The organism is Pseudomonas sp. FW305-E2, from assembly GCF_058782925.1.
In genome coordinates this window covers 41,307-60,367 of the sequence record NZ_JBYSYE010000025.1, presented here as the reverse complement: position 1 = coordinate 60,367, position 19,061 = coordinate 41,307, and the positions used below count along the sequence as shown (strand labels likewise).

Below are 19,061 nucleotides of genomic sequence, written 5' to 3'. Positions count from 1 at the left end.
CGACCCGCGTCTCCAGCGACATGGCCGAGGCGGCCGGCCGCCAGCGCGAAGCCGTGGATATGGTTTCCACTGCATTCCACGAAATGGTCGCCACCGCCAATGAAGTGGCACGGTCCTGCAGCCAGGCCGCGCAGTCGGCCGACAGCGGCCAGCAGCAGGCCCGCGAAGGGCAGCAACAGATCGATGCAGCGGTACACAGCGTTGATCGCCTGAGCCACGAGATCGAGCAATCGGCCCAGTCGATCCAGCAACTGGAGCGTGACAGCAACGCCATTCAGTCGATCCTCGGCACCATCCGTTCGATTGCCGAACAAACCAACCTGCTGGCCCTGAACGCCGCCATCGAAGCGGCCCGTGCCGGTGAGCAGGGCCGCGGCTTTGCCGTGGTGGCCGACGAAGTACGGGCGCTGGCCAAGCGTACTGCCGACTCCACCGCTGAAATCGACGGTTTGCTGGGCAACCTGGCCAGCCGTACCGCCGAAGTGGCCGAGCAGATGCACGCCAGCCTGGAAGTGTCGCAGCAGTCGGTGAGCCGCATTGGTCTGGCCCGCGACAGCTTCGGGCAGATCCGTGAGTCGGTGGATGTGATCCGCGACATGAACACCCAGATCGCCACGGCAGCCGAAGAACAGCATCAGGTGGCTGAGGACATCAACAGGCACATCAGCCAGATTCACGGGGATGCGCAGTTGGTGGCCGAGCTGGCCCAGGCGGCGCGCCAGGACTCCGAGAGCCTGGCCGGGCTGTCCAATGAGCTGGATACGCTGGTGCGCAGGTTCCGCACCTGACGTATGGCCTGTGCCGGCCCTTTCGCGGATAACCCGCGAAAGGCCCGGCTCAGGCAACCGAAAATCAGAGCTTCAATTCCCCCGGTGTCGCGCCAAACAGCTGCTTGAACGCCGCAATGTAGGCCGACGTGGAGTCATACCCACACCCCAGCGCCGCCTCAGTCACATTCTCCCCCGCCTCCAACAACGCCAGCGAAGACAACAGCCGCATGCGCTGGCGCCAATTACGAAAGCTCAAGCCGGTCTCCCGTTGAAACAGCCGCATCAGCGTCTTCTCCGAACACCCCAGCTCCCGCGCCCATTGCTGCAAGGTCTGCGGCTGATCTGGTGCAGCGATCAAGCCATTGCACAGCGCCAGCAAACCAGGGTGGCGGGGCAACGGCAGCGAAAAACCGACTTCCGGCAAGGTGCGCAACTGATCGAGCAGCACTGCCACCAGACGCGATTCGGCGCTGTCGTCCTCTGGGTAATCTGCCGGGAACAGGCAGAACTGCTTGATCAGCTCGCGCGCCAGCGGCGTGACTTCCAGCACTCGGCATTGTTCCGGCGCCCATGGGCAGGCATCACGGCGCACATACAGGCTGCGCATCTCGGCTTGCATCGAGGTGACCACTTCATGCTCGGCATCGGCAGGGATCCACACCCCCCACTGCGGTGGGGCGAAGTAACTGCCGTCGCGTGTGTACACGCCGAGTACACCGCTGATGGCGTAGGAGAACTGCACCCAGTCGTGCTGGTGGCGGGTAGTCCACGAACCGGCGCCAAGGCTTTCGGCACGGGCGTAGAGCGGTCTGGGCAGGTGTTCCAGCGCGGGGATAGCGCGGGGGTGTCCGATGATCGGCATGGTATTTTCTTGTAGTTCTGACCAGACAAGCCTAACAGCTGGATCATGATCGAGGCACTCACCGCCTCTGCAGTTACCCTGGAGGTGCTTCAGCGCTCGACGATAACGGTCACTCCCTGCCCGCCTGCCGCACAGATCGAAATCAGCCCGCGCCCCTTACCCGCCGTCGCCAGCAGCTTGGCCAGGTGGGCCAATATCCGCCCACCGGTTGCCGCAAACGGGTGCCCGGCCGCCAGCGAACTGCCCTTGACATTGAGTTTGCTGCGGTCGATCGCGCCCAGCGGCGCCTCCAGGCCCAACTGCTCACGGCAGTAATCGGCATCTTCCCAGGCCTTGAGCGTGCACAGCACCTGGGCAGCAAAGGCTTCGTGGATTTCGTAGTAGTCAAAGTCCTGCAGCGTCAGGCCATTGCGTGCCAGCAAGCGTGGCACGGCATACACCGGCGCCATCAACAACCCTTCGCGCCCCGTGACAAAATCCACCGCAGCAGTTTCGCCATCGACCAGATAGGCAAGCACCTGCAACCCCTGCTGCTGCGCCCACGCTTCGCTGCCCAACAGCACCAGCGAAGCACCATCGGTCAACGGCGTGGAATTACCCGCCGTCAACATGCCCTGCCCGCTGCGGTCAAAGGCTGGTTTGAGCCTGGCCAACTGCTCAAGGCTCAGGTCGGGGCGCAGGTTGTTGTCCCGCGCCAGCGAAAGAAACGGCGTCAACAGGTCGTCCTGCCAACCCTCGGCATAGGCAGCGGCCAGCTTCTGGTGGCTAAGCAGCGCCAATTCGTCCTGCTCGGCGCGGCCAACGCGCCAGGTGTGGGCCATGCGCTCGCAATGCTCGCCCATCGACAACCCCGTACGCGGCTCGCTATTGCGTGGCAGCTCGGGTTTCAGGTGATGAGGCCGCAGCTTGAGGAAGGGCTTTAACCGTTCGCCAAGGCTTTTGCCACGGTTGGCCTGCAGCAATATATGGCGCAAGCCTTCGTTGACGGCGATCGGCGCATCGGAGGTGCTGTCGACACCGCCTGCAATACCGCAGTCGATCTGCCCCAGGGCAATCTTGTTGGCCACCAGCAGTGCAGCCTCCAGCCCGGTACCGCAGGCCTGCTGGATGTCATAGGCCGGGGTCTGCGGTGACAGGCGCGAACCCAACACGCACTCGCGGGTCAGGTTCATGTCGCGCGAGTGCTTGAGCACGGCACCGGCCACCACCTCGCCCAACCGCAGCCCGTGCAGGCGATAGCGTTCGATCAAGCCTTCAAGCGCGGCCGTGAGCATCGCCTGGTTGCTGGCCGTAGCGTAGGCGCCATTGGAGCGGGCGAAAGGGATCCGGTTGCCGCCCAGGATCGCGACCCGGCGAGTTGAACGCATGCGCGTGTTCCTCCTGAAACAATTTGTTCGGTACAGCCTAGGTGTTTTTACCGCATTCGAACGACCCTGCCGCAAAGTTGGTCCACACTTTCAAGCTTGCCTTTCGGGAGACCCCTCATGAGCGATCGCTACCTCGGTTTTGCCAACTCCAATCTCGGCCGCCGCCTCGTGGATGCCCTTGGCCTGCCACGCCCGGCGCCACTGGAGCGCTGGCAGGCTGGCCGCCTGCGGCCGGTGGAAGGTGCCCTGGTACTGGGTGGCGGGCCACTGGCGAAGCAGGTCGAAGCCATCGCCCCGCGCCTCACTGACGAGGTATACAGCTTCAATGCCGACAACCTGCAGGCTGAAGCCTGGGTGGCCGGCCTGGGGCCGAAAATCAAGGCCGTGGTATTCGATGCCAGTCACTTGTCCGACAGCGATGCACTGAAGCAGTTGCGTGAATTTTTCCAGCCGCTGCTACGCAGTCTGGCCCCATGCGCCCATGTCCTGGTGCTGGGCCGTGCACCGGAAGGCCTCGACGACCCACTGGCCAGCGTTGCACAGCGTGCCCTTGAGGGCTTTAGCCGCTCACTGGCCAAGGAACTGCGCAACGGCGCCACTGCCCAGCTGTTGTATGTCACCCCCGGTGCCGAAGATCAGCTGGAAGGCGCCCTGCGCTTCTTCCTCTCGCCGAAGAGTGCCTTCATCTCTGGCCAGGTACTGCGCCTGCAAGCCTGCACCAGCCAGGTGGAGGACTGGACCCGCCCACTCGGCGGCCGCCGTGCGCTGGTCACGGGGGCTGCGCGCGGTATCGGCGCCGCCATTGCGGAAACCTTGGCACGGGACGGCGCCGATGTACTGCTGCTGGATGTACCGCAGGCCAGTCAGGACCTCGACGCCCTCGCTGCACGCCTCGGCGGCAAGGCACTGCCACTGGATATATGCGCTAGCGATGCGGCAACGCAACTGCTCGCGGCCCTGCCCGACGGCATCGATATCGTGGTGCACAACGCCGGTATCACCCGCGACAAGACACTGGCCAACATGACGCCGGAATACTGGGACGCCGTGCTGGCCGTGAACCTCAAGGCACCGCAAGTGCTCACCCAGGCGTTGTATGACAACGGCGCGCTGGGGGAAAACGCGCGCATCACCCTGCTGGCCTCGGTCAGCGGCATTGCCGGCAACCGCGGGCAGGCCAACTATGCCGCGAGCAAGGCCGGGCTGATCGGCCTGGCCCAGGCCTGGGCGCCACGGCTCGCCGAGCGCGGTGGCAGCATCAACGCCATCGCCCCCGGTTTCATCGAAACCCACATGACTGCAGCCATGCCCATGGGCCTGCGCGAGGCGGGCCGGCGCTTGAGTTCGCTGGGCCAGGGTGGGCGCCCGCAGGATGTCGCCGAAGCCATTGCGTGGCTCAGCCAGCCAGGCTCCGGGTCGGTCAACGGCCAGGTACTGCGGGTGTGCGGCCAGGCACTGATGGGGGCTTGAACATGAGCCGACAATGGCACGACCTGCACAACCCGGCCGCCCGCGCCAGCCTGTACCTGCGCGCAGCCAGCAAACGCTCCATCAGCGGCGACCGGCTGCCGGACGATGGCCTGCGCTGTTTCATTCGGGTTCAGCCGGGCAACCTGGGGGCGTATCGAAGGCTTTGCCACTTTCCCGATGATGGCCGCCTGCCGGGGACTTATCCACATGTGATGGCGTTTGCCCTGCAATTGCAGTTGATGACTGCCGATGATTTCCCCTTCCCGCTGCTTGGCCTGGTACACCTGCACAACCGCATCGAAGTGCTGCGCCCCCTGGGTGCTGTCGAAGGGCTGCGTTTTGCGGTGTACGCGCACAACCTGCAGCGCCATGCCAAAGGTGGCACCTTCGACCTGGTCACCGAGGCTGAAGATGGCATCGGCGTGCTCTGGCGCGAGACCAGCCGCATGTTGGTGCGTGGCTTGGCCCTGGAAGGCGAGGCAAGTGAGCCCGCCGACACGGCGCCTGATTCATTGCCCGAGGCCACCCGCTGGTATGCCGACAGTGATATCGGCCGGCGTTATGCCAAGGTGTGCGGGGATTACAACCCTATCCACCTCAGTGCTGTCAGTGCGCGGTTGTTCGGCTTTCCAACGGCCATTGCCCATGGCATGTGGACCAAGGCCATGGCCTTGGCCGCGCTGCGCGGGCACTTGCCGCACAGTGGCTTTGCCTTTGAGGTGGACTTCCGCAAGCCGGTCAGGTTGCCTTCAGAGGTGGTGCTCAGTGCCAGTGAAGCGGGCCCTTCGGGCCAACTGCGCCTGGACGGGCACGGGGACGTGCTGCATATGGTCGGCCGTTGGGAGTGCCTTTAGGGCCGGGCCTTTCCTGGCGGTATACGCTTGCTTTGCATCGGGCCTGGGCAGAAGCTATGCAGCAATAGGAGACCCCCGATGAACCTGCAAGAACTCACCCAACGCCTGCATCAGATCCGCGACACCAACGACTGGCGCGGCTTCCACAGCCCGAAGAACCTGGCCATGGCCGCCAGCGTCGAAATGGCCGAACTGGTAGAAATCTTCCAGTGGCTGAGCGAGGACGAATCGCGCCAGCTGCCTGCCGACAAACTGGCCCACGCCGGCCAGGAAATCGGTGACGTGGTGCTCTACCTGTTGCTGCTGTGCAGCGAACTGGGTCTGGACATGGACCAAGTGGTGCGTGCCAAGCTGGCCGACAGCGAGAGGCGCTTCGCCCGATGAACGACCGTCATTTCGATGAGCTGGCCACCCGCTTTGCCGAAAAGATCTATGGCGGCGCCAAGGGTGCGATCCGCCTGGCCGTGCTGCAGGCCGACCTGGCCGAAGCGCTACCCGACCGCCCGCTACGCATCCTCGACATCGGCGCCGGGTTGGGCCACATGGCCTTGTGGCTGGCCGAGCGCGGCCACCAGCTGACCCTGGCCGAACCTGCGGCGCCCATGCTCGACGGCGCCAGGGCGCGCTTTGCCGAGGCCGGCCAGACCGCGACCTTCATCCAGGCGCCCTGGCAAGACCTGCTCGGCCAGCTGACCGAGCGCTACGACCTGGTGCTCTGCCACGCCGTGCTCGAATGGCTGGCCGAACCCGAGAGCATCCTGCCGGTGCTGCACCAGCTCACGGCCCCCGGCGGTTGGTTATCGCTGGCCTTCTACAATCGCGACGCACTGGTCTATCGCAACCTGCTCAAGGGCCATTTCCGCAAGTTGCGCAGCAACCGGCTGGAGGGTGAAAAGCAGAGCCTGACCCCACAGAAACCGCTTGATCCACGCGAACTCAAGGCGCAACTTGAGCCTATGTGGCAGGTTGAAAGCGAAAGCGGCGTGCGGGTGTTTCACGACTATATGCCCAAGGAATTCCAGGGCAAGGCCGAGCTGCTCGACCTGTTGGAAATGGAACTGGCCCACCGTCGCCACCCCACCTTCGCCGGGCTTGGCCGCTACCTGCACTGGGTTTGCCGCCCCCGCTAATCCGCCGCGCCAGGAGGAACACATGCCGTACCGTCTGTTGTGCCTGGCCCTGCTGCCCATTGCCCTGGCTGGCTGCCAGGGCAGCAACCCTTATGTGGCCAGCAGCCGCCCGTTACCACCAGCCCCTGCCCAGGCGGCCACCACCTTCGACGCCAGTGCATACCCTGCGCCCGCTCGTGATTATGGGCACTACCGCAGCTGGAGCTGGCGCAACGGCCAGTTGCCCAGCGGCGCTGTCGATGCCGACCCGGCGCAACTGGCCGATGCCGTCAGCGGTGCGCTCGACCAGCATGGCCTGCGCCCCGCTCGCACAGGCCCTGGCGACTTGCTGGTGAGCGCCGATATGCGCCTGGAAAAACGCTTGCGCCAAGTGCGTGACTACGACACCTACGACCCCTACTACGGGCCGTATCCCTATGGGGGGGTCGGCTATGGCGGCTACCGCCACGGTTATGGAGGCTATGCCAGCGTACCCATCGTGCGCACCTACGAGGTCGAAGTCCTGGTGGTGCGCATCGACCTGTACGACGCCCGCAGCGGCCAGCCGGTCTGGAGCGCCAGCGCCGAAAGCAGCAGCAACAAGGACTCGCCCCGCGAACGCGAAAGTGCCTTGCGCGATTCTGTGCACAAGGCACTCAGCGGCTATCCTCCCAGTTAATAGCTAACGGAGAACCATCATGTTGCGCCGTCTCGTTCTACTGTCATTCGCGTTAGTGCTCGCTGCCTGCTCGAGCAATAACGTCCAGCAGGATTTCGATGCCAGCCGCGATTTTGCCGCCTACCGCAGCTGGGCATGGCAGGAGCCAGGCCTGCAGTACCGCCCGGATGACCCGCGGATCAAGAGCGACCTCACCGAGCAGCGCATTCGCCAGGCGGTGGCAGACCAACTCGACCAGCGCGGCCTGCGTCCGGTACAAGGCGGAGCGCGGCCCGACCTGGCAGTACGCACATACCTGATCGTGGAGCAGCGCCAACAACAGATCACCACCAACTACGGCGGTGGCTGGGGTGGCTACTGGGGCGGCTACTGGGGTGGCCCGATGTACAACGAAACCCGCAGTGTCGACTACAAGGTCGCCACCATCCAGGTCGACATGTTCGATGGGCGTGACGGCAAGCTGGTATGGCGCGGCAGTGCCGAGCAGATCATGAACAACTACCCGCCAAGCCCGGAAGAACGTAACAGCGCAATCCGCAACACCGTGGCCAAGGTGCTGGGCAACTACCCACCGGGCAGCAAAAAATAGCGTTGGACCGCGGCTTTGCATGCACCGTGGCCCTGCGGGAGCGGGTTTACCCGCGAAGCAATTGACCCGGTGCATGGCACCGGCTTTGCGGATGTTCGCGGGTGAACGCACGCCTACATAGATGGCGATTCCGAGTACGACTGCGTCACCGACCTGGCCTGTGTCAACTACGACAAAATCCATTCCACGCACGCCTTTTTTCCGATGCCAACCGCACTCCCCCGCACGTTCCCGTCTATCTTCATTTAAGGAAACCTGACTGACCGGGTAGAAGTGTTCAACATTTGGGAAAGGCGACCTGCCAATGCAAAGCATTGTTCTCCTGCTGTGGCTTGCCTTGTGCTCCGAACAGGATGTGCGTCAACGCCAGATCTCCAACGTGTTGACCCTGGGGGCGGCTGGCTGCGCCCTGGCCTGGCTGTTCAGCACCGGTCACAGCTGGATAGGCGCCGAAGCCAGCGAGGCCGGTTGGGCGCTGGCCATCGTCATGCTGCTGACCCTGCCAGGCTACATGCTCGGCCGCTTCGGCGCCGACGACGTCAAGCTCATGGGCGCCCTGGCCTTGGCCACCAGCCCGCAATATGTGCTCGGCACCTTCATTGGCGCGGGTGTCACTGTACTGGTCTGGCTACTGACCCGCCGCCGCCTGTGGACGCTGCTCAACCCCAAGGTCAAGAAGCGTTTGCAGGCCCTGACCGAAGAAATGGGCGACAAGCAGGCGTTCGTCCCCTATGTGTTATCAGGTTTTCTTCTAGCGGCCGTATGGATCCAATAACCCTTCCAGTGGTCCGATGACTTGTACAGACCTTGTACATATTCGCTGAGTGCGACTACTTTTAAGCTGCCAGAGCGTCTGGCACGGGAGCAGGGCCGTATAAGAACAGGGAGTTGATCGTGTCCAGATCAGTGAGTGAAGTAAAGGTGTTGGTGGTTGATGACCAACCGGTCATTGTCGAACAGCTGAGTGAATTCCTTCAAACCAAGGGCTATGCCTGCGTTACAGCCCTCTCAACCGACGAAGCCATCGAGCACTATGTGGCGGACCCGACCATCGGCTTGCTCATCTGTGACCTGCACATGCCCGATCGGGATGGCATCGAGTTGGTGCGCGCCTTGAAGGAAATCAACGGCAGCCAGCGCACGTTCGAAGCCATCATGTTGACAGGGCGTGCCGAGAAACAGGACTTGATCCGGGCGATACGCGAAGGTTTTGCCGATTACTACCAGAAGCCGATGGACCTTGATGAACTGCTGGCAGGCGTCCGTCGGCAAGAAGCGGCTTTGCTGGAGCGCCAGCGCAACCTCCGTGATCTGGGTGGGCTGAACCAGCGCTTGCAGGAACTGGCCGAGTCGGTGGACGAACTGTATCAGGACCTGGAAAAAGCCCGTGGCCAAGGCACCCACCGGCGTGCCAGTGATGCAGAAGAAAGCGAAAGCGAGCTGCCAGCAGCGTTCGAGAAACTGTCACCACGCCAACTGGAAGTGGCGCGCCTGGTTAGCAAGGGCAAGACCAATTACCAGATCGCCTGTGAACTGGGCATTACCGAAAACACCGTGAAGCTCTATGTGTCTCAGGTTTTGCGTTTGACGCATATGCACAACCGCACCCAACTGGCTCTGGCGCTGACCCCCAGCTCGTCGCCCGTGCACCAGCGGTTCACGACCCATTGAGTGAAGGCTCGGCACACCATTCTGGAGCGGCCTTGCGCTGCGAAAGGCTGCTCCTGCAAGCCCATAGTTGCCTGCTACAACTGGATCGCCAGGTTCAACGACAACCGAGGCCGACGGTCCAGGCTATCCAGCGCCACATCCGCCAACGGCTTGGCCACTTCCAGCGCCACATTGAACATATGCCCACCCCCTAACCGCACGCCCAGCGCCACCGAAGCCAGATGGGCGTCCTCCACCGGTCCCCGGTTATGCCAGGCCTGAGCGGTATCCACCACCGCATAGGGCTGAACCCGCGCAAGCCAGCTACTGCGCACGCTGTAGTTGACCTCGTAAGCCACACCCCAGCCCTTGTCACCGTCCGCCTGATCGCGCGGGTAACCGCGCCCGAAATGCTGCCCGCCAAACCCCGCACGCTCGCTGTCGGGCAATCGATCATCACTCCAGTACAACGCCCCGGACACCACCCCCTGCACGTTTTCCAACAGGGTGTCGCTCTGCAAACCGGAAAGCCGCAAGCGCAGGAAGTCGAGATCGTAGTCAGCATCGCTGCGTGCCCCCAGGTAGTCCAGCCCCTGATGGACCCCGGCACTGACGATACGCAAACGCCCCCGCTCCACCTTGCGCCAGTCACCTTCGAATGACAGCGCCCGCACATAAGTGTCGTACTTGCGAGACGGTGGCTGTTCGGCCATCCGGTCTTCATCATGCTCACTGACCGAGTACACGTGGCCCTGCACCGCCAGCCACTCATTCGGCCTGACAAGCACCGGCTGACGCAGGCCGATCGCATAGCGCTCACTGTCCTGCTCGCGGGTGATATCGCGGCCATCGTCCAAACGTATGCGCGTGGCGGGCTCGCTGCGGTAGCGCGACGCCGACAGCAGCAGTTGGCTACCGGCGGCGTCCAGGTACTGGCTGTAATCGAGACGCTGGTAGTAGACCCGGTCATTGCCAGGGGGCAACAGCCAGCTGGCCGTGACGCGTTCGCCATGGCGGGTCTGGGCATTGCTGGCTACGGTGATCAGGGCCTGTGCAGCATCACGGCTGGAGTCGGCCACGCTCACAGCGGCGCTGAGCGGCTTGCGCCGTGCATGCACGGTCAACTGGGCGACACCATCGGCAGCCCGCGCCATTGCCAGTTCGGCCTCTACCACAACCCCTGGCATGCGCGTAGCCAGGCCCAGATAGCGCTCCAGCGTTTCGCGGGTCAGTGGGCGCTCGGCCTCAATGCGCGCCAGCAGCTGCTGCAAATACTCGCTGGCCGGCCCAATATCGCCGTCCACGCGGTAATCACGGACGTAACCTTCGACCAGCACCACGTTGACCCTGCCATCGGCCACATCCTGAGGAGGCAGGTAGGCATACGACAGCAAGTAGCCCTCCTGCCGGTAGCGTTGGGTCAGGCGCTGGGTGTATTGCTGCAATTCACCCAACGTGGTTTCGCGCCCGATCAGCGGCTGATAGTGTTCGCGCAGGTCGCCCAGGGGAAACACCGTGCCGCCCTCGAAGCGCACTTTATGCAGTACCAGCCGGGTGTTGGCCGGGGCCCAGTCGGGGTTGTCGATAGCCGCCCCGGCCAGCCGTATGCGGGGGTTCACAGGGGAGTAGTCCGTCATCGGCAGGTTGGCGCTGGGCAGACGCCGCTCGTACTCATGGCTGTCGAGAAACCCCGGCAACGGGTCGGCGTGGGCAGCAAGTGCCCAAAGCAGCAACATCAGGGGCACGACCAGAGGACGCATAGGGCACTCCATGTTCCCATGGGTTGCGGGGCACCAGCCGGTCACACCCGTCACTTGCAAGCGTAGGTGCTGGCCCGGCTGTCGTCGAACACCTACTCACTGACCTGGAACGCCACCCGCGCCGTCTGACCGCTTTCGTCCAACGCGCTGAGTTCGGCCTGCCCGACCTGTGGCAAACGCAGCAACAGGCTGTCCTGCCCCTGGGTTTCACCCAACGGCTGGCCGTTGAGGAACCACCAGCGCCGTCCACCACCCCCCAAGGCAGAGACCTGCAATTGCAACGGCTCAGTGCTGGTGGCCGGGCGGCGCAGATTGTCGCCTGGGCGCACGCCGACAATCGACAGCGGTGGTGCACTGGCCGGCGCCTGCGGCGGGCAGGCCGGGTCGATGGCCGGCAAACGTGCCATGCGCCGCTCGACACGGGGGAGCCAAGGCTCCAGCGGTGCCGGCCACAGGGCGATGTCACGCGCCTTGGCGCCCGGGCAGCTACCATCGACCCGCAAGCCCTGCTCGTTGACCCACACTTTTTCGCGCAAGCCCAGGCCCAGCGGCTGGTCGGCTGCCTGCAAGGTGGGTGGCGTGGTGCCGTCCAGGGTCCATGCAAAGCGCTGACGCCGACAGTTGGTGTCCTGCTTGCTCATCGGCTGGCCCAGCGGCCAACAGATCGCCGCAACGCCGATATTCGCAGGTACCGGCGCTACCGGGACGCTGATGCCGCGTTGGCTGTCGCGATTGCTCAACAGATCGTGCACCTGCAACATCAGCGGCGCCGCCGAGGCCAGGCCGAACTGCCCAGGCACCGGTGTACCGTCGGGGCGGCCAATCCATACGCCGATCAGGTAACGCGGCCCCACGCCAATCGACCAGGCATCGCGAAAGCCGTAGCTGGTGCCGGTTTTCCATGCCAGTAGCGGGCGCTGCACCAGTTCGGCGTGCGGGTCGCGGTCCGGGCGCGCCTGGCCACTGAGGATACGCCGGATGATCCACGCCGCCCCCGGTGACAGCAACCGGTGCTCCACCAAGGGGGCCTGTGGCTGCAAGCGCACCTGCGCACTGTTGCCACCCCGCGCCAGCGCCGCGTAGCCGCCGACCAGGTCCTCCAGCCGGCTGCCGGCACCGCCCAGGATCAACGACAGGTTGGGCTCGGCAAGGGGTGGCAGTATCAACGGCATGCCCGCCATGCGCAGTTGTGCGGCAAAGCGTTTCGGGCCGTAGGCCTCCAGCAATTGCACGGCGGGCAGGTTGAGCGACAGGGCCAGCGCCGAGCTGGCCGACACCGGCCCGCTGAACCCCATGGAGAAGTTGCCAGGGCGATAGTCGCCATAGCGTCGTGGAACATCCTGCAACAGCGATTCGGAATGGATCAGGCCATCGTCCAGCGCCATGCCGTAAAGAAACGGCTTGAGGGTGGAGCCGGGCGAACGTAACGAGCGCACCATGTCGACATGGCCAAAGCGGCGCTCATCAGACAAATCTATCGAGCCCAGGTACGCGCGCACCGCCATGCTCTGCGCTTCGACCACCAGAATGGCGGCCGAGGTACGCTCCGGCAGCCGTGCGCGCCAGCCCAGCAGCAAGTCTTCGAGGCGCCGCTGAAGCGCAGCGTCAAGCGTGGTACGGATCAGCGGCGGGCTGTCAGCGCTGTTCAGGCGCCGGGCCAACAATGGCGCCAGGGCCGGCTCCTGGCGTGGCGCCAACACCAGCGGCTCCTCGGCCGCCTCGCGAATTTGCTGGGCCGGCCATACCTGGTACTCAGCCAGGCGCTGCAGCACCTTGTCCCGGGCACGCTGGGCACGCTCGGGGTGGCGGTCCGGGCGCAGCCGGCTGGGTGCCTGGGGCAACACGGCCAGCAGTGCCGCTTCGGCAGGTGTCAGGTGCAGGGGCGACTTGCCCAGGTACGCCCAGCTGGCTGCCGCCACGCCCTGAAGCGTGCCGCCGAAAGGTGCGCGGTTCAGGTAGATCTGCAGGATGTCGCGCTTGGACAAGTGCCATTCCAGCTGCAAGGTGCGCCATAGCTGGCGCAGTTTGCCGACCAGGGTACGGTCGTGCGGGTCGAGCAGGCGTGCCACCTGCATCGACAATGTGCTGCCGCCCGACACAACACGCCCGCCGCGCAGGTTCAGCCAGGCCGCGCGGACCAATGCCAGGGGGTTGACCCCTGGGTGGTTGTAGAACCAACGGTCCTCATAAGTCAGCAAAGCCTGCAGGTAAAGCGGCGAAACCTCTTCAGGGCTGACGGGGTAGCGCCACACGCCATCAGCATCGGCAAAGCGCCACAAGGGCGTGCCGTCTTCGGCCAGCACTACCCGGGCCAGGTCATCACCCGGCAGCGGCAGCGGCCAGATACGATCAGCCAGCCAGAACAGGCTGCCGAGCACCAGCAGACTGATCAGCGTGGCACGCAACAACCTGCCCGCACGGCACCGTGGTCGCGCTAAGCTTGGCATCGGGAACCGACCTCGCCAGGTAATGGCCAAAGGCTTTGGGACGACAACCTCGCCGATTTTTTCATCAGGAAGCAACTATGCATGTAGAAGGTTTTTTCGAGTGGCTGGGCCAGGCACTGGGGTCGTTGATCCGCTTCATCGTCGACGCATTGAGCGGGTTGTTCAACCTGCTGGCCAATGCCGGTGGCAACTTCATCGATGGCCTGTCGCGCACCTTGGGCATGGACACTTCGCTGCTGAGCATCCTGGCCCTGATCATCGGCCTGATGCTGCTGTACTCGGCAATCCGCGCATTCATGCGCGCCTCGATCATCCTCGGAATCATCTGGCTGGTGCTGGGGCTGTGGGTGATGAGCTGGGTGATCCACTGATCTGCGCGGTCTTTGTGGGAGCGGCCTTGCGTCGCGACAGGGCTGCACAGCAGCCCCAGACTTTCAGCTTCGCCGCTTGAATTGTCGGGGCCGCTTTGCGGCCCTATCACGACGCAAGGCCGCTCCCACACTTTCCGCGTAGAGCGGGTCTCTAGCGGGCTTTCACCGTCATCTCCCCTTGCCCATCGCCCACGGCCTGCAGGTTCGGCCGATACATCGACTCGACCTGCGGCGGCGGCACGCGGTAGGTGCCCGGGGTCACTGCTCGCGCCAGGTACAGCAGGTGGGTGGTGCCATAGCCGTCAAGCTTGAGCGCGGCAACATAACGGTCATCACGGTACTCCTGATGCACCACGCTGGCGTTCTGCATCGACTCGCGCCACGCCTTCACTGCACTGCTGGCGTTGTCCAGGCTGGCGGCGCTTTGAGCCAGGTTCTGGTTTTCCAGCTCCAGGCCGGCCGGCAGCAGGTCCACCACCAACGCATCCGGCACGCGGTCCTCAGCTTTGAGCGCCAGGTGCACCAGCACAAGGTCGCCACTGCGCAGGTTGTGCAAGTCCAGCGGCTGGCCATTCATGCCCAGGTACTCTCTGTGAATCTGCAGGCCGTTGCCGCCAGCAGCAGGTGCCTGTCGCGGGTAGCCGGACAAGGTCAGCTGCTGGTACAGCGTCTCGTTGCCTTCATTCTGCACGCTCAGAGGCGAGGCCAGTAACGGGCCCTCCAGCTTCATACCGGCCTCGGCATTGTTCAACTCGCGCACTTCACCCGCGCTGTCCAGGCGTGCCTGCCACTGGCCTTCCGGCTTGCCAAGCAGGCCACGGCCAGCGAGGAACAGTGCATTGCGCTCTTGGGTCGACAACCAACGGTTGGCCGCCAGTTCATCGGACAAGGCGAACAGGCGCTGATCGACCTGGCTGCTGGCCAGGTTGCTTTCCTGCAGCAGCGCCAGGATCAGTGCCTGGTCACGCAGGGCGCTGCCATAATCGGCCAGCCAGCCTTTGCCACGGCTGATGCCCAGGCCCGCCTGCAAGGCTTGCTCGGCACGCGGTTTGTCGCCCATTTTGTCCAGCGCCACTGCCAGTTGTACCAGCGGCAGACCGGAGCGGGCATCGGCGCGACGTTCGAACAGCCCGCGCAGGGCACCCAACGGCGCCTGCTGGCTGCGCGACAGCACCAGCGCCGCGTAGGCCTGCACCGCAAAGCGCGTGTGGTCGGCATTCTCGCTGTAGTCGACTTCGATCAGGTTGCGTTCCTGCAGGTAACGCAGCAGGCGCTCACTGGCCTTCTTCAATGCCTCGGCGGGTACGCCATACCCTTGGTCACGGGCACGCAGCAGGAAGTCAGTCACATAGGCGGTCAGCCAGTACTCTTCCTCGCTGTCCGAACTCCACAGGCCAAAGCTGCCGTTGTAGCGCTGCATCCCCAGCAGGTGCTCGACGCCCATTTCGATCTTGCGTTTGCGCACATCCGCCGGCTCGCCCTTGATGCCAAGGCGCTTGAGGCTGTCGGCATCGGCGTACAGCGAAGGGTACAGGCCGCTGGTGGTCTGTTCGAGGCAGCCGTAGGGGTAGGCTTGCAGCGCGCGGATCTGCTCGGCAAGGTTCAGCGGCGGCCGGCTCGACAAGGCCAGGCTGGCTTCCAGGCCAGCGGGTTCGAAGGCGGCCAGGTCTGCTTCGGGCAGAGTCCACGGCTGGTCCTTCAAGGCCACACGGTAGTGCTTGAGCATTGCCGGGTAGGCCGGGCGCACGCCCAGCGTCCACTCACGTTCGAACGCATTGACCGGCTCGTTCGGCAGTTGCAGGCCCGTCACCCGGACATGCACCTTGCCCTGCCCCAGCCCCCCCTGGGCCTGCACCGGAATCATCAGCGTCGAGCGCTGCCCTTCGGCCAGGTTAACGCTCTGCACGGCATTGGCCGCCAGGCTCAGTTGCCCATCCGTGGTGATTTCAACGCTCAGTTGTTGGGCGCGGCCGGACAGGTTGGCCAGGTCCAGTGCCAGGCTGGTACGGTCGCCACCGGCCAGGAAGCGCGGGGCCGAAAGCTCGGCAATCAACGGCGCGGCGACCACGGTCTTGCCTTCGGCCATGCCGAAGTGCTCTTCGGTCCAGGCCTGCGCCATCAGCCGCAATTCGCCGTTGAAGTCAGGGATGTCGACCGTGGCCTGGCCCTCACCCTTGTCGTCCAGCGTCACCGGCAGGCTCTGCTGGGCGACGATGGTTACCGTAGTGTTGGGTCGCTTGCCCCCCTTGGCCATCGCTGCGTCACCACCGAACGCCAGGCTGGCCAGGCGGCCTTGGCCGGCCTCTATCAACTGGCCGTAGATGTCCAGTTGATCGGCACCATAGGCCTTGCGCCCGAACAGGCTGGCGAACGGGTCGGGGGTTTTGAAATCGGTGATGTTGAGGATGCCCACGTCCACCGCCGACAACAACACATGCACCTGCTTGGGCACACTGCCATCGGCGTTGGCGGCCTTTACCTTCACTGTCAAAGGCTGTTTCGGGCGCATTTTTTCCGGCGCCTGCAGGCTCAGCGCAAGCTTGCGCTCGGCGCGGTCCAGCGGCAGGTGCAGCACGCCCACGGCGCGCTTGGGCGTGGCATTGGCCTTGCGCTCACCAGGGCGGATAACCAGCGCGCTGATGTACAGGTCGTGACGGGCCCAGGCCTTGTCCAGTTGCACGTCAAAGGTCTTGCCCTCGGCGGGCACATCGATCTCCTGCCACCACAGCGGGCCATCGCTGGACTCGATCATCAGGTAGCCGCTGCCCGCAGCGGGCGGGGTGACGGTGACCTTGGCGGTAGCGCCATCGGTGTAGGAGGGTTTGTCCAGCGCCAGCTTGACCTGGTCCGGCCGCACCGCGCCGCCCTCAGCGTTGTCCTGGGCACGGTAGCCGGCCCAGAAGCGCTCACTGGACACCAGACCGGTCTGCGGGTCTTCGACCTCGACGCGGTACGGGCCCCACTCAACCTGGAAGCTGAGTTTGGCGGTGGAACCTGCCTTGACGCTGATCGTCTCTTCGTTTTGGGTCAGGAACTTCTCGTTGTAGGCGTAGCTCCAGCCGTCGCTTTGCGAGTAATTCCAGTAGTAATCGCGGCGTTCGCGAACAAGGCGCACCTTAAGCGCGTCGGCCGCCAGTTTGTTACCGTCGCGGTCGGCCACCAGGAATTCGAATTCCACGGGCCCGTCGCTATCGGTCTCCTCACCTTCGAACAGGCCTCGCAGGCCCGGCAGGCGCTCAGCCGGCCAGATAGGCTGCTCCAGGCGCCGGGTGATCGGCCGGCCACCCGACTCCTGCAGGCTGGCCTGCACGGTCAGTTGCAGCGGAGAGCGGGCTTCGGCCCAACGGCTTTCGATATCGACCACCGCCTTGCCGGCCTGGTCAAGGGTGACTTCGTCCAGTTCCAGGTCCTGGTTCAGATCGGTTTCGGTGACCGAGCCGAACTGGTAGCCAGGCAACGCCGGTACTGCCTCGCGCAGCGGGCGTACATAGGCCTGACCGCTCAGGCGGTTGCCGGCGGCCGGCGCGCCATAGAGGTAACGGCCATTGACCTGGATACGCGCATCTTCATCCGGCGAAAGCGGTGTGCTGCTGCCCTTGAGCTCCAGCGCCAGGCGCTCGGGCAGGAAGTCTTCAACGAGGAATTCATAGACCTGCTTGCGCCCGCCACCCAGGTCGAGCAGCAGTTGCCAACGGCCAGTCGGGGCCTCGGTGGCCAGTTGCAACTGGTATTGGTACAAGCCATTGCTGTCGGCTTCCCAGACAAACTTGCGGCTCACCTGTTCATCCGGGCGACGCACTTCCACGCTCACCGGCTGGGCTTTGACCGGCTTGCCGTCCTGGTCGCGCAGCAGGCCGTTGAGCAGCACCGTCTCACCCGGGCGGTACAGGTCACGCGGGCCGAAGATGAAGAACTGCATCGGGTTGGCCTGAGGCCCGGTGATGTCGAATTCGGCCAGGTCCAGTGCTGCGGTGTTCAGGCGCAGCAGCGTGGTATGCACGCCCTGGGTGGCGATCAGGGTATCGGCCTTGGGCGTGATCGGCAGCTGGGCATGCCCCTTGCCATCGGTGGTGGCCTGGGCCAGCAGCTTGCCCTTTTCGTCATGGATTTCCAGGTTGACGCCGCTCAGCGCCTTGCCGCCTTCCAGGGCTTGCGCAAACACGTCGATACGGTCGCGGTAGCGGTGGGCCGACACGCCGATGTCGCTGAGGGTGAACAGGGTTGCCGGCTGAGAATAATCGTAGGTACCCGAGGCGCGCATCACTGCCAGGTACACCCCTGGCGCCTGCAACGGCTTGATGCCGGCAATCGGCAGCAACACGGTCTCGCGCGTGTTGCGCGCCGGGTTTAGATCGAAGCGGCCGCTGTAGACCAGCTCGGCCATGTCCAGGGTTTCCTTGGACTGGTAGTAGTACAGGCTGCTGTTACGTCCCCAGTTGGCCAGGAAGGTCGAGAGCATGTCTGGCTTGACGCGGAAGAACTCGACATCCACTTTGTCGACGTTCAGGGCAATCACCGGCAGGCCTTCGGCCAGGCGGGTAGGCAGCAGCGAGCCGCGGCTGGCAAAGCCGATGGTCGGCTGCATGTCGCGGGTTTCCAGGCGGGTGATCGACTCGCTGTCCAGCTGCTTGCCGTTGACTGCCAGCAGCCCCTTGTCGACGGTCAGCACCAGCTTGCGCTGCGGCTCCAGGTGGCGCAGGCGCAGCTCCATCTGGTTGTCGGAGAGTTCCCAGGCGCCATCTAGCCTACCCTTGACGGTGTCGACCAGGTGCACCTTGGTGGCGAAGTCCTGCTTGGCATCCAGCGGTGCTGAGAAGCTGATCGACAGCGTTGCCGCGCCATCGAGCTGCACTTCCGATACGTCCAGCACCGTGAGTTCGCGGCCCTCGTAGCGCTTGGCGAGCACGGCCGGGTCCTCACGCTTGGGGGCGGGGGCTTCGGCGGGCGCGGGCGCCACGGTTTTCTCGACCGGCGCCGGTTTGCCCGGCGTGGAAGAGTCACAGGCACTGAGCAACGCCAGCGCGCAGGCCAGCAACAATCCTTTGTTGAACATGAGATAGGAACTCTTGGGCAGCGTGTACGTGAGGGCAGCAACTATAGCGCAACGTCAGGTGCAGCACCCGGCGTTGCGCG

The 19,061-nt window shown here is 64.4% G+C and carries 15 protein-coding genes; 10 read left to right on the top strand and 5 right to left on the bottom strand.

From position 1 onward, the window contains the following. Positions 1-20: 20 nt before the first annotated feature. Entirely contained in the window at positions 21-788 is a 768-nt protein-coding gene (locus AC3WLP_RS18235) for a methyl-accepting chemotaxis protein (protein ID WP_370688781.1), read from the top strand. A gap of 64 nt (positions 789-852) precedes the next feature. On the opposite strand, the gene AC3WLP_RS18230 is transcribed toward AC3WLP_RS18235, so the two are convergent. Both AC3WLP_RS18230 and AC3WLP_RS18225 read right to left on the bottom strand, forming a co-directional pair. Further along, complete coding sequence (locus AC3WLP_RS18230) at positions 853-1,632, bottom strand: AraC family transcriptional regulator (RefSeq protein ID WP_003255291.1); 780 nt, start codon at positions 1,630-1,632, stop codon at positions 853-855. 89 nt (positions 1,633-1,721) lie between these two features. Further along, positions 1,722-2,999: an acetyl-CoA C-acetyltransferase gene (locus tag AC3WLP_RS18225; protein WP_088513634.1), complete on the bottom strand. Its 1,278-nt coding sequence runs from the start codon at positions 2,997-2,999 to the stop codon at positions 1,722-1,724. Positions 3,000-3,116: 117 nt separating this feature from the next. On the opposite strand from AC3WLP_RS18225, the gene AC3WLP_RS18220 reads away from it, so the two are divergent. The 8 genes from AC3WLP_RS18220 (at position 3,117) to AC3WLP_RS18185 (ending at position 9,371) form a co-directional block, all read left to right on the top strand. Next, positions 3,117-4,469 (top strand): 3-oxoacyl-ACP reductase, encoded by a 1,353-nt coding sequence (locus AC3WLP_RS18220; RefSeq protein ID WP_012051098.1) that lies wholly within the window; start codon positions 3,117-3,119, stop codon positions 4,467-4,469. A 2-nt stretch (positions 4,470-4,471) separates the two neighbouring features. Then, positions 4,472-5,323, top strand: a complete 852-nt coding sequence (locus tag AC3WLP_RS18215) for a MaoC family dehydratase (RefSeq protein ID WP_088513633.1) — start codon at positions 4,472-4,474, stop codon at positions 5,321-5,323. 78 nt (positions 5,324-5,401) lie between these two features. Beyond that, positions 5,402-5,707 (top strand): MazG-like family protein, encoded by a 306-nt coding sequence (locus AC3WLP_RS18210; protein ID WP_003255298.1) that lies wholly within the window; start codon positions 5,402-5,404, stop codon positions 5,705-5,707. Beyond that, a complete protein-coding gene (locus AC3WLP_RS18205) occupies positions 5,704-6,453 on the top strand; it encodes a methyltransferase domain-containing protein (RefSeq protein ID WP_012051096.1) in 750 nt (249 codons plus the stop codon). Before AC3WLP_RS18210 ends, AC3WLP_RS18205 begins: the two co-directional genes overlap by 4 nt. 22 nt (positions 6,454-6,475) lie before the next feature. Then, the gene (locus AC3WLP_RS18200) at positions 6,476-7,111 is read left to right on the top strand and encodes a DUF4136 domain-containing protein (protein ID WP_003255302.1); all 636 of its coding nucleotides are present in this window, start codon (positions 6,476-6,478) and stop codon (positions 7,109-7,111) included. A gap of 19 nt (positions 7,112-7,130) precedes the next feature. Continuing rightward, positions 7,131-7,700, top strand: a complete 570-nt coding sequence (locus AC3WLP_RS18195) for a DUF4136 domain-containing protein (RefSeq protein WP_012051095.1) — start codon at positions 7,131-7,133, stop codon at positions 7,698-7,700. Between the two features lie 304 nt (positions 7,701-8,004). Continuing rightward, on the top strand, positions 8,005-8,475 hold the full coding sequence (locus AC3WLP_RS18190; RefSeq protein WP_088513632.1) for an A24 family peptidase: 471 nt from the start codon (positions 8,005-8,007) through the stop codon (positions 8,473-8,475). 119 nt (positions 8,476-8,594) lie between these two features. Then, positions 8,595-9,371 (top strand): response regulator transcription factor, encoded by a 777-nt coding sequence (locus AC3WLP_RS18185; protein ID WP_012051094.1) that lies wholly within the window; start codon positions 8,595-8,597, stop codon positions 9,369-9,371. A gap of 74 nt (positions 9,372-9,445) precedes the next feature. On the opposite strand, the gene AC3WLP_RS18180 is transcribed toward AC3WLP_RS18185, so the two are convergent. Together AC3WLP_RS18180 and pbpC are read right to left on the bottom strand one after the other, a co-directional pair. After that, positions 9,446-11,110 (bottom strand): ShlB/FhaC/HecB family hemolysin secretion/activation protein, encoded by a 1,665-nt coding sequence (locus AC3WLP_RS18180; protein WP_017148079.1) that lies wholly within the window; start codon positions 11,108-11,110, stop codon positions 9,446-9,448. 92 nt (positions 11,111-11,202) lie between these two features. Further along, positions 11,203-13,557 carry a peptidoglycan glycosyltransferase PbpC gene (pbpC, locus tag AC3WLP_RS18175; protein WP_054889225.1) on the bottom strand — a complete coding sequence of 785 codons (2,355 nt, stop codon included), beginning with the start codon at positions 13,555-13,557 and terminating at the stop codon, positions 11,203-11,205. 77 nt (positions 13,558-13,634) lie between these two features. On the opposite strand from pbpC, the gene AC3WLP_RS18170 reads away from it, so the two are divergent. After that, positions 13,635-13,928 (top strand): hypothetical protein, encoded by a 294-nt coding sequence (locus tag AC3WLP_RS18170; RefSeq protein WP_004577004.1) that lies wholly within the window; start codon positions 13,635-13,637, stop codon positions 13,926-13,928. 151 nt (positions 13,929-14,079) lie between these two features. Here AC3WLP_RS18170 and AC3WLP_RS18165 read toward each other — a convergent pair whose 3' ends face one another. After that, the gene (locus AC3WLP_RS18165; RefSeq protein ID WP_088513631.1) at positions 14,080-18,981 is read right to left on the bottom strand and encodes an alpha-2-macroglobulin family protein; all 4,902 of its coding nucleotides are present in this window, start codon (positions 18,979-18,981) and stop codon (positions 14,080-14,082) included. Positions 18,982-19,061 lie beyond the last annotated feature (80 nt).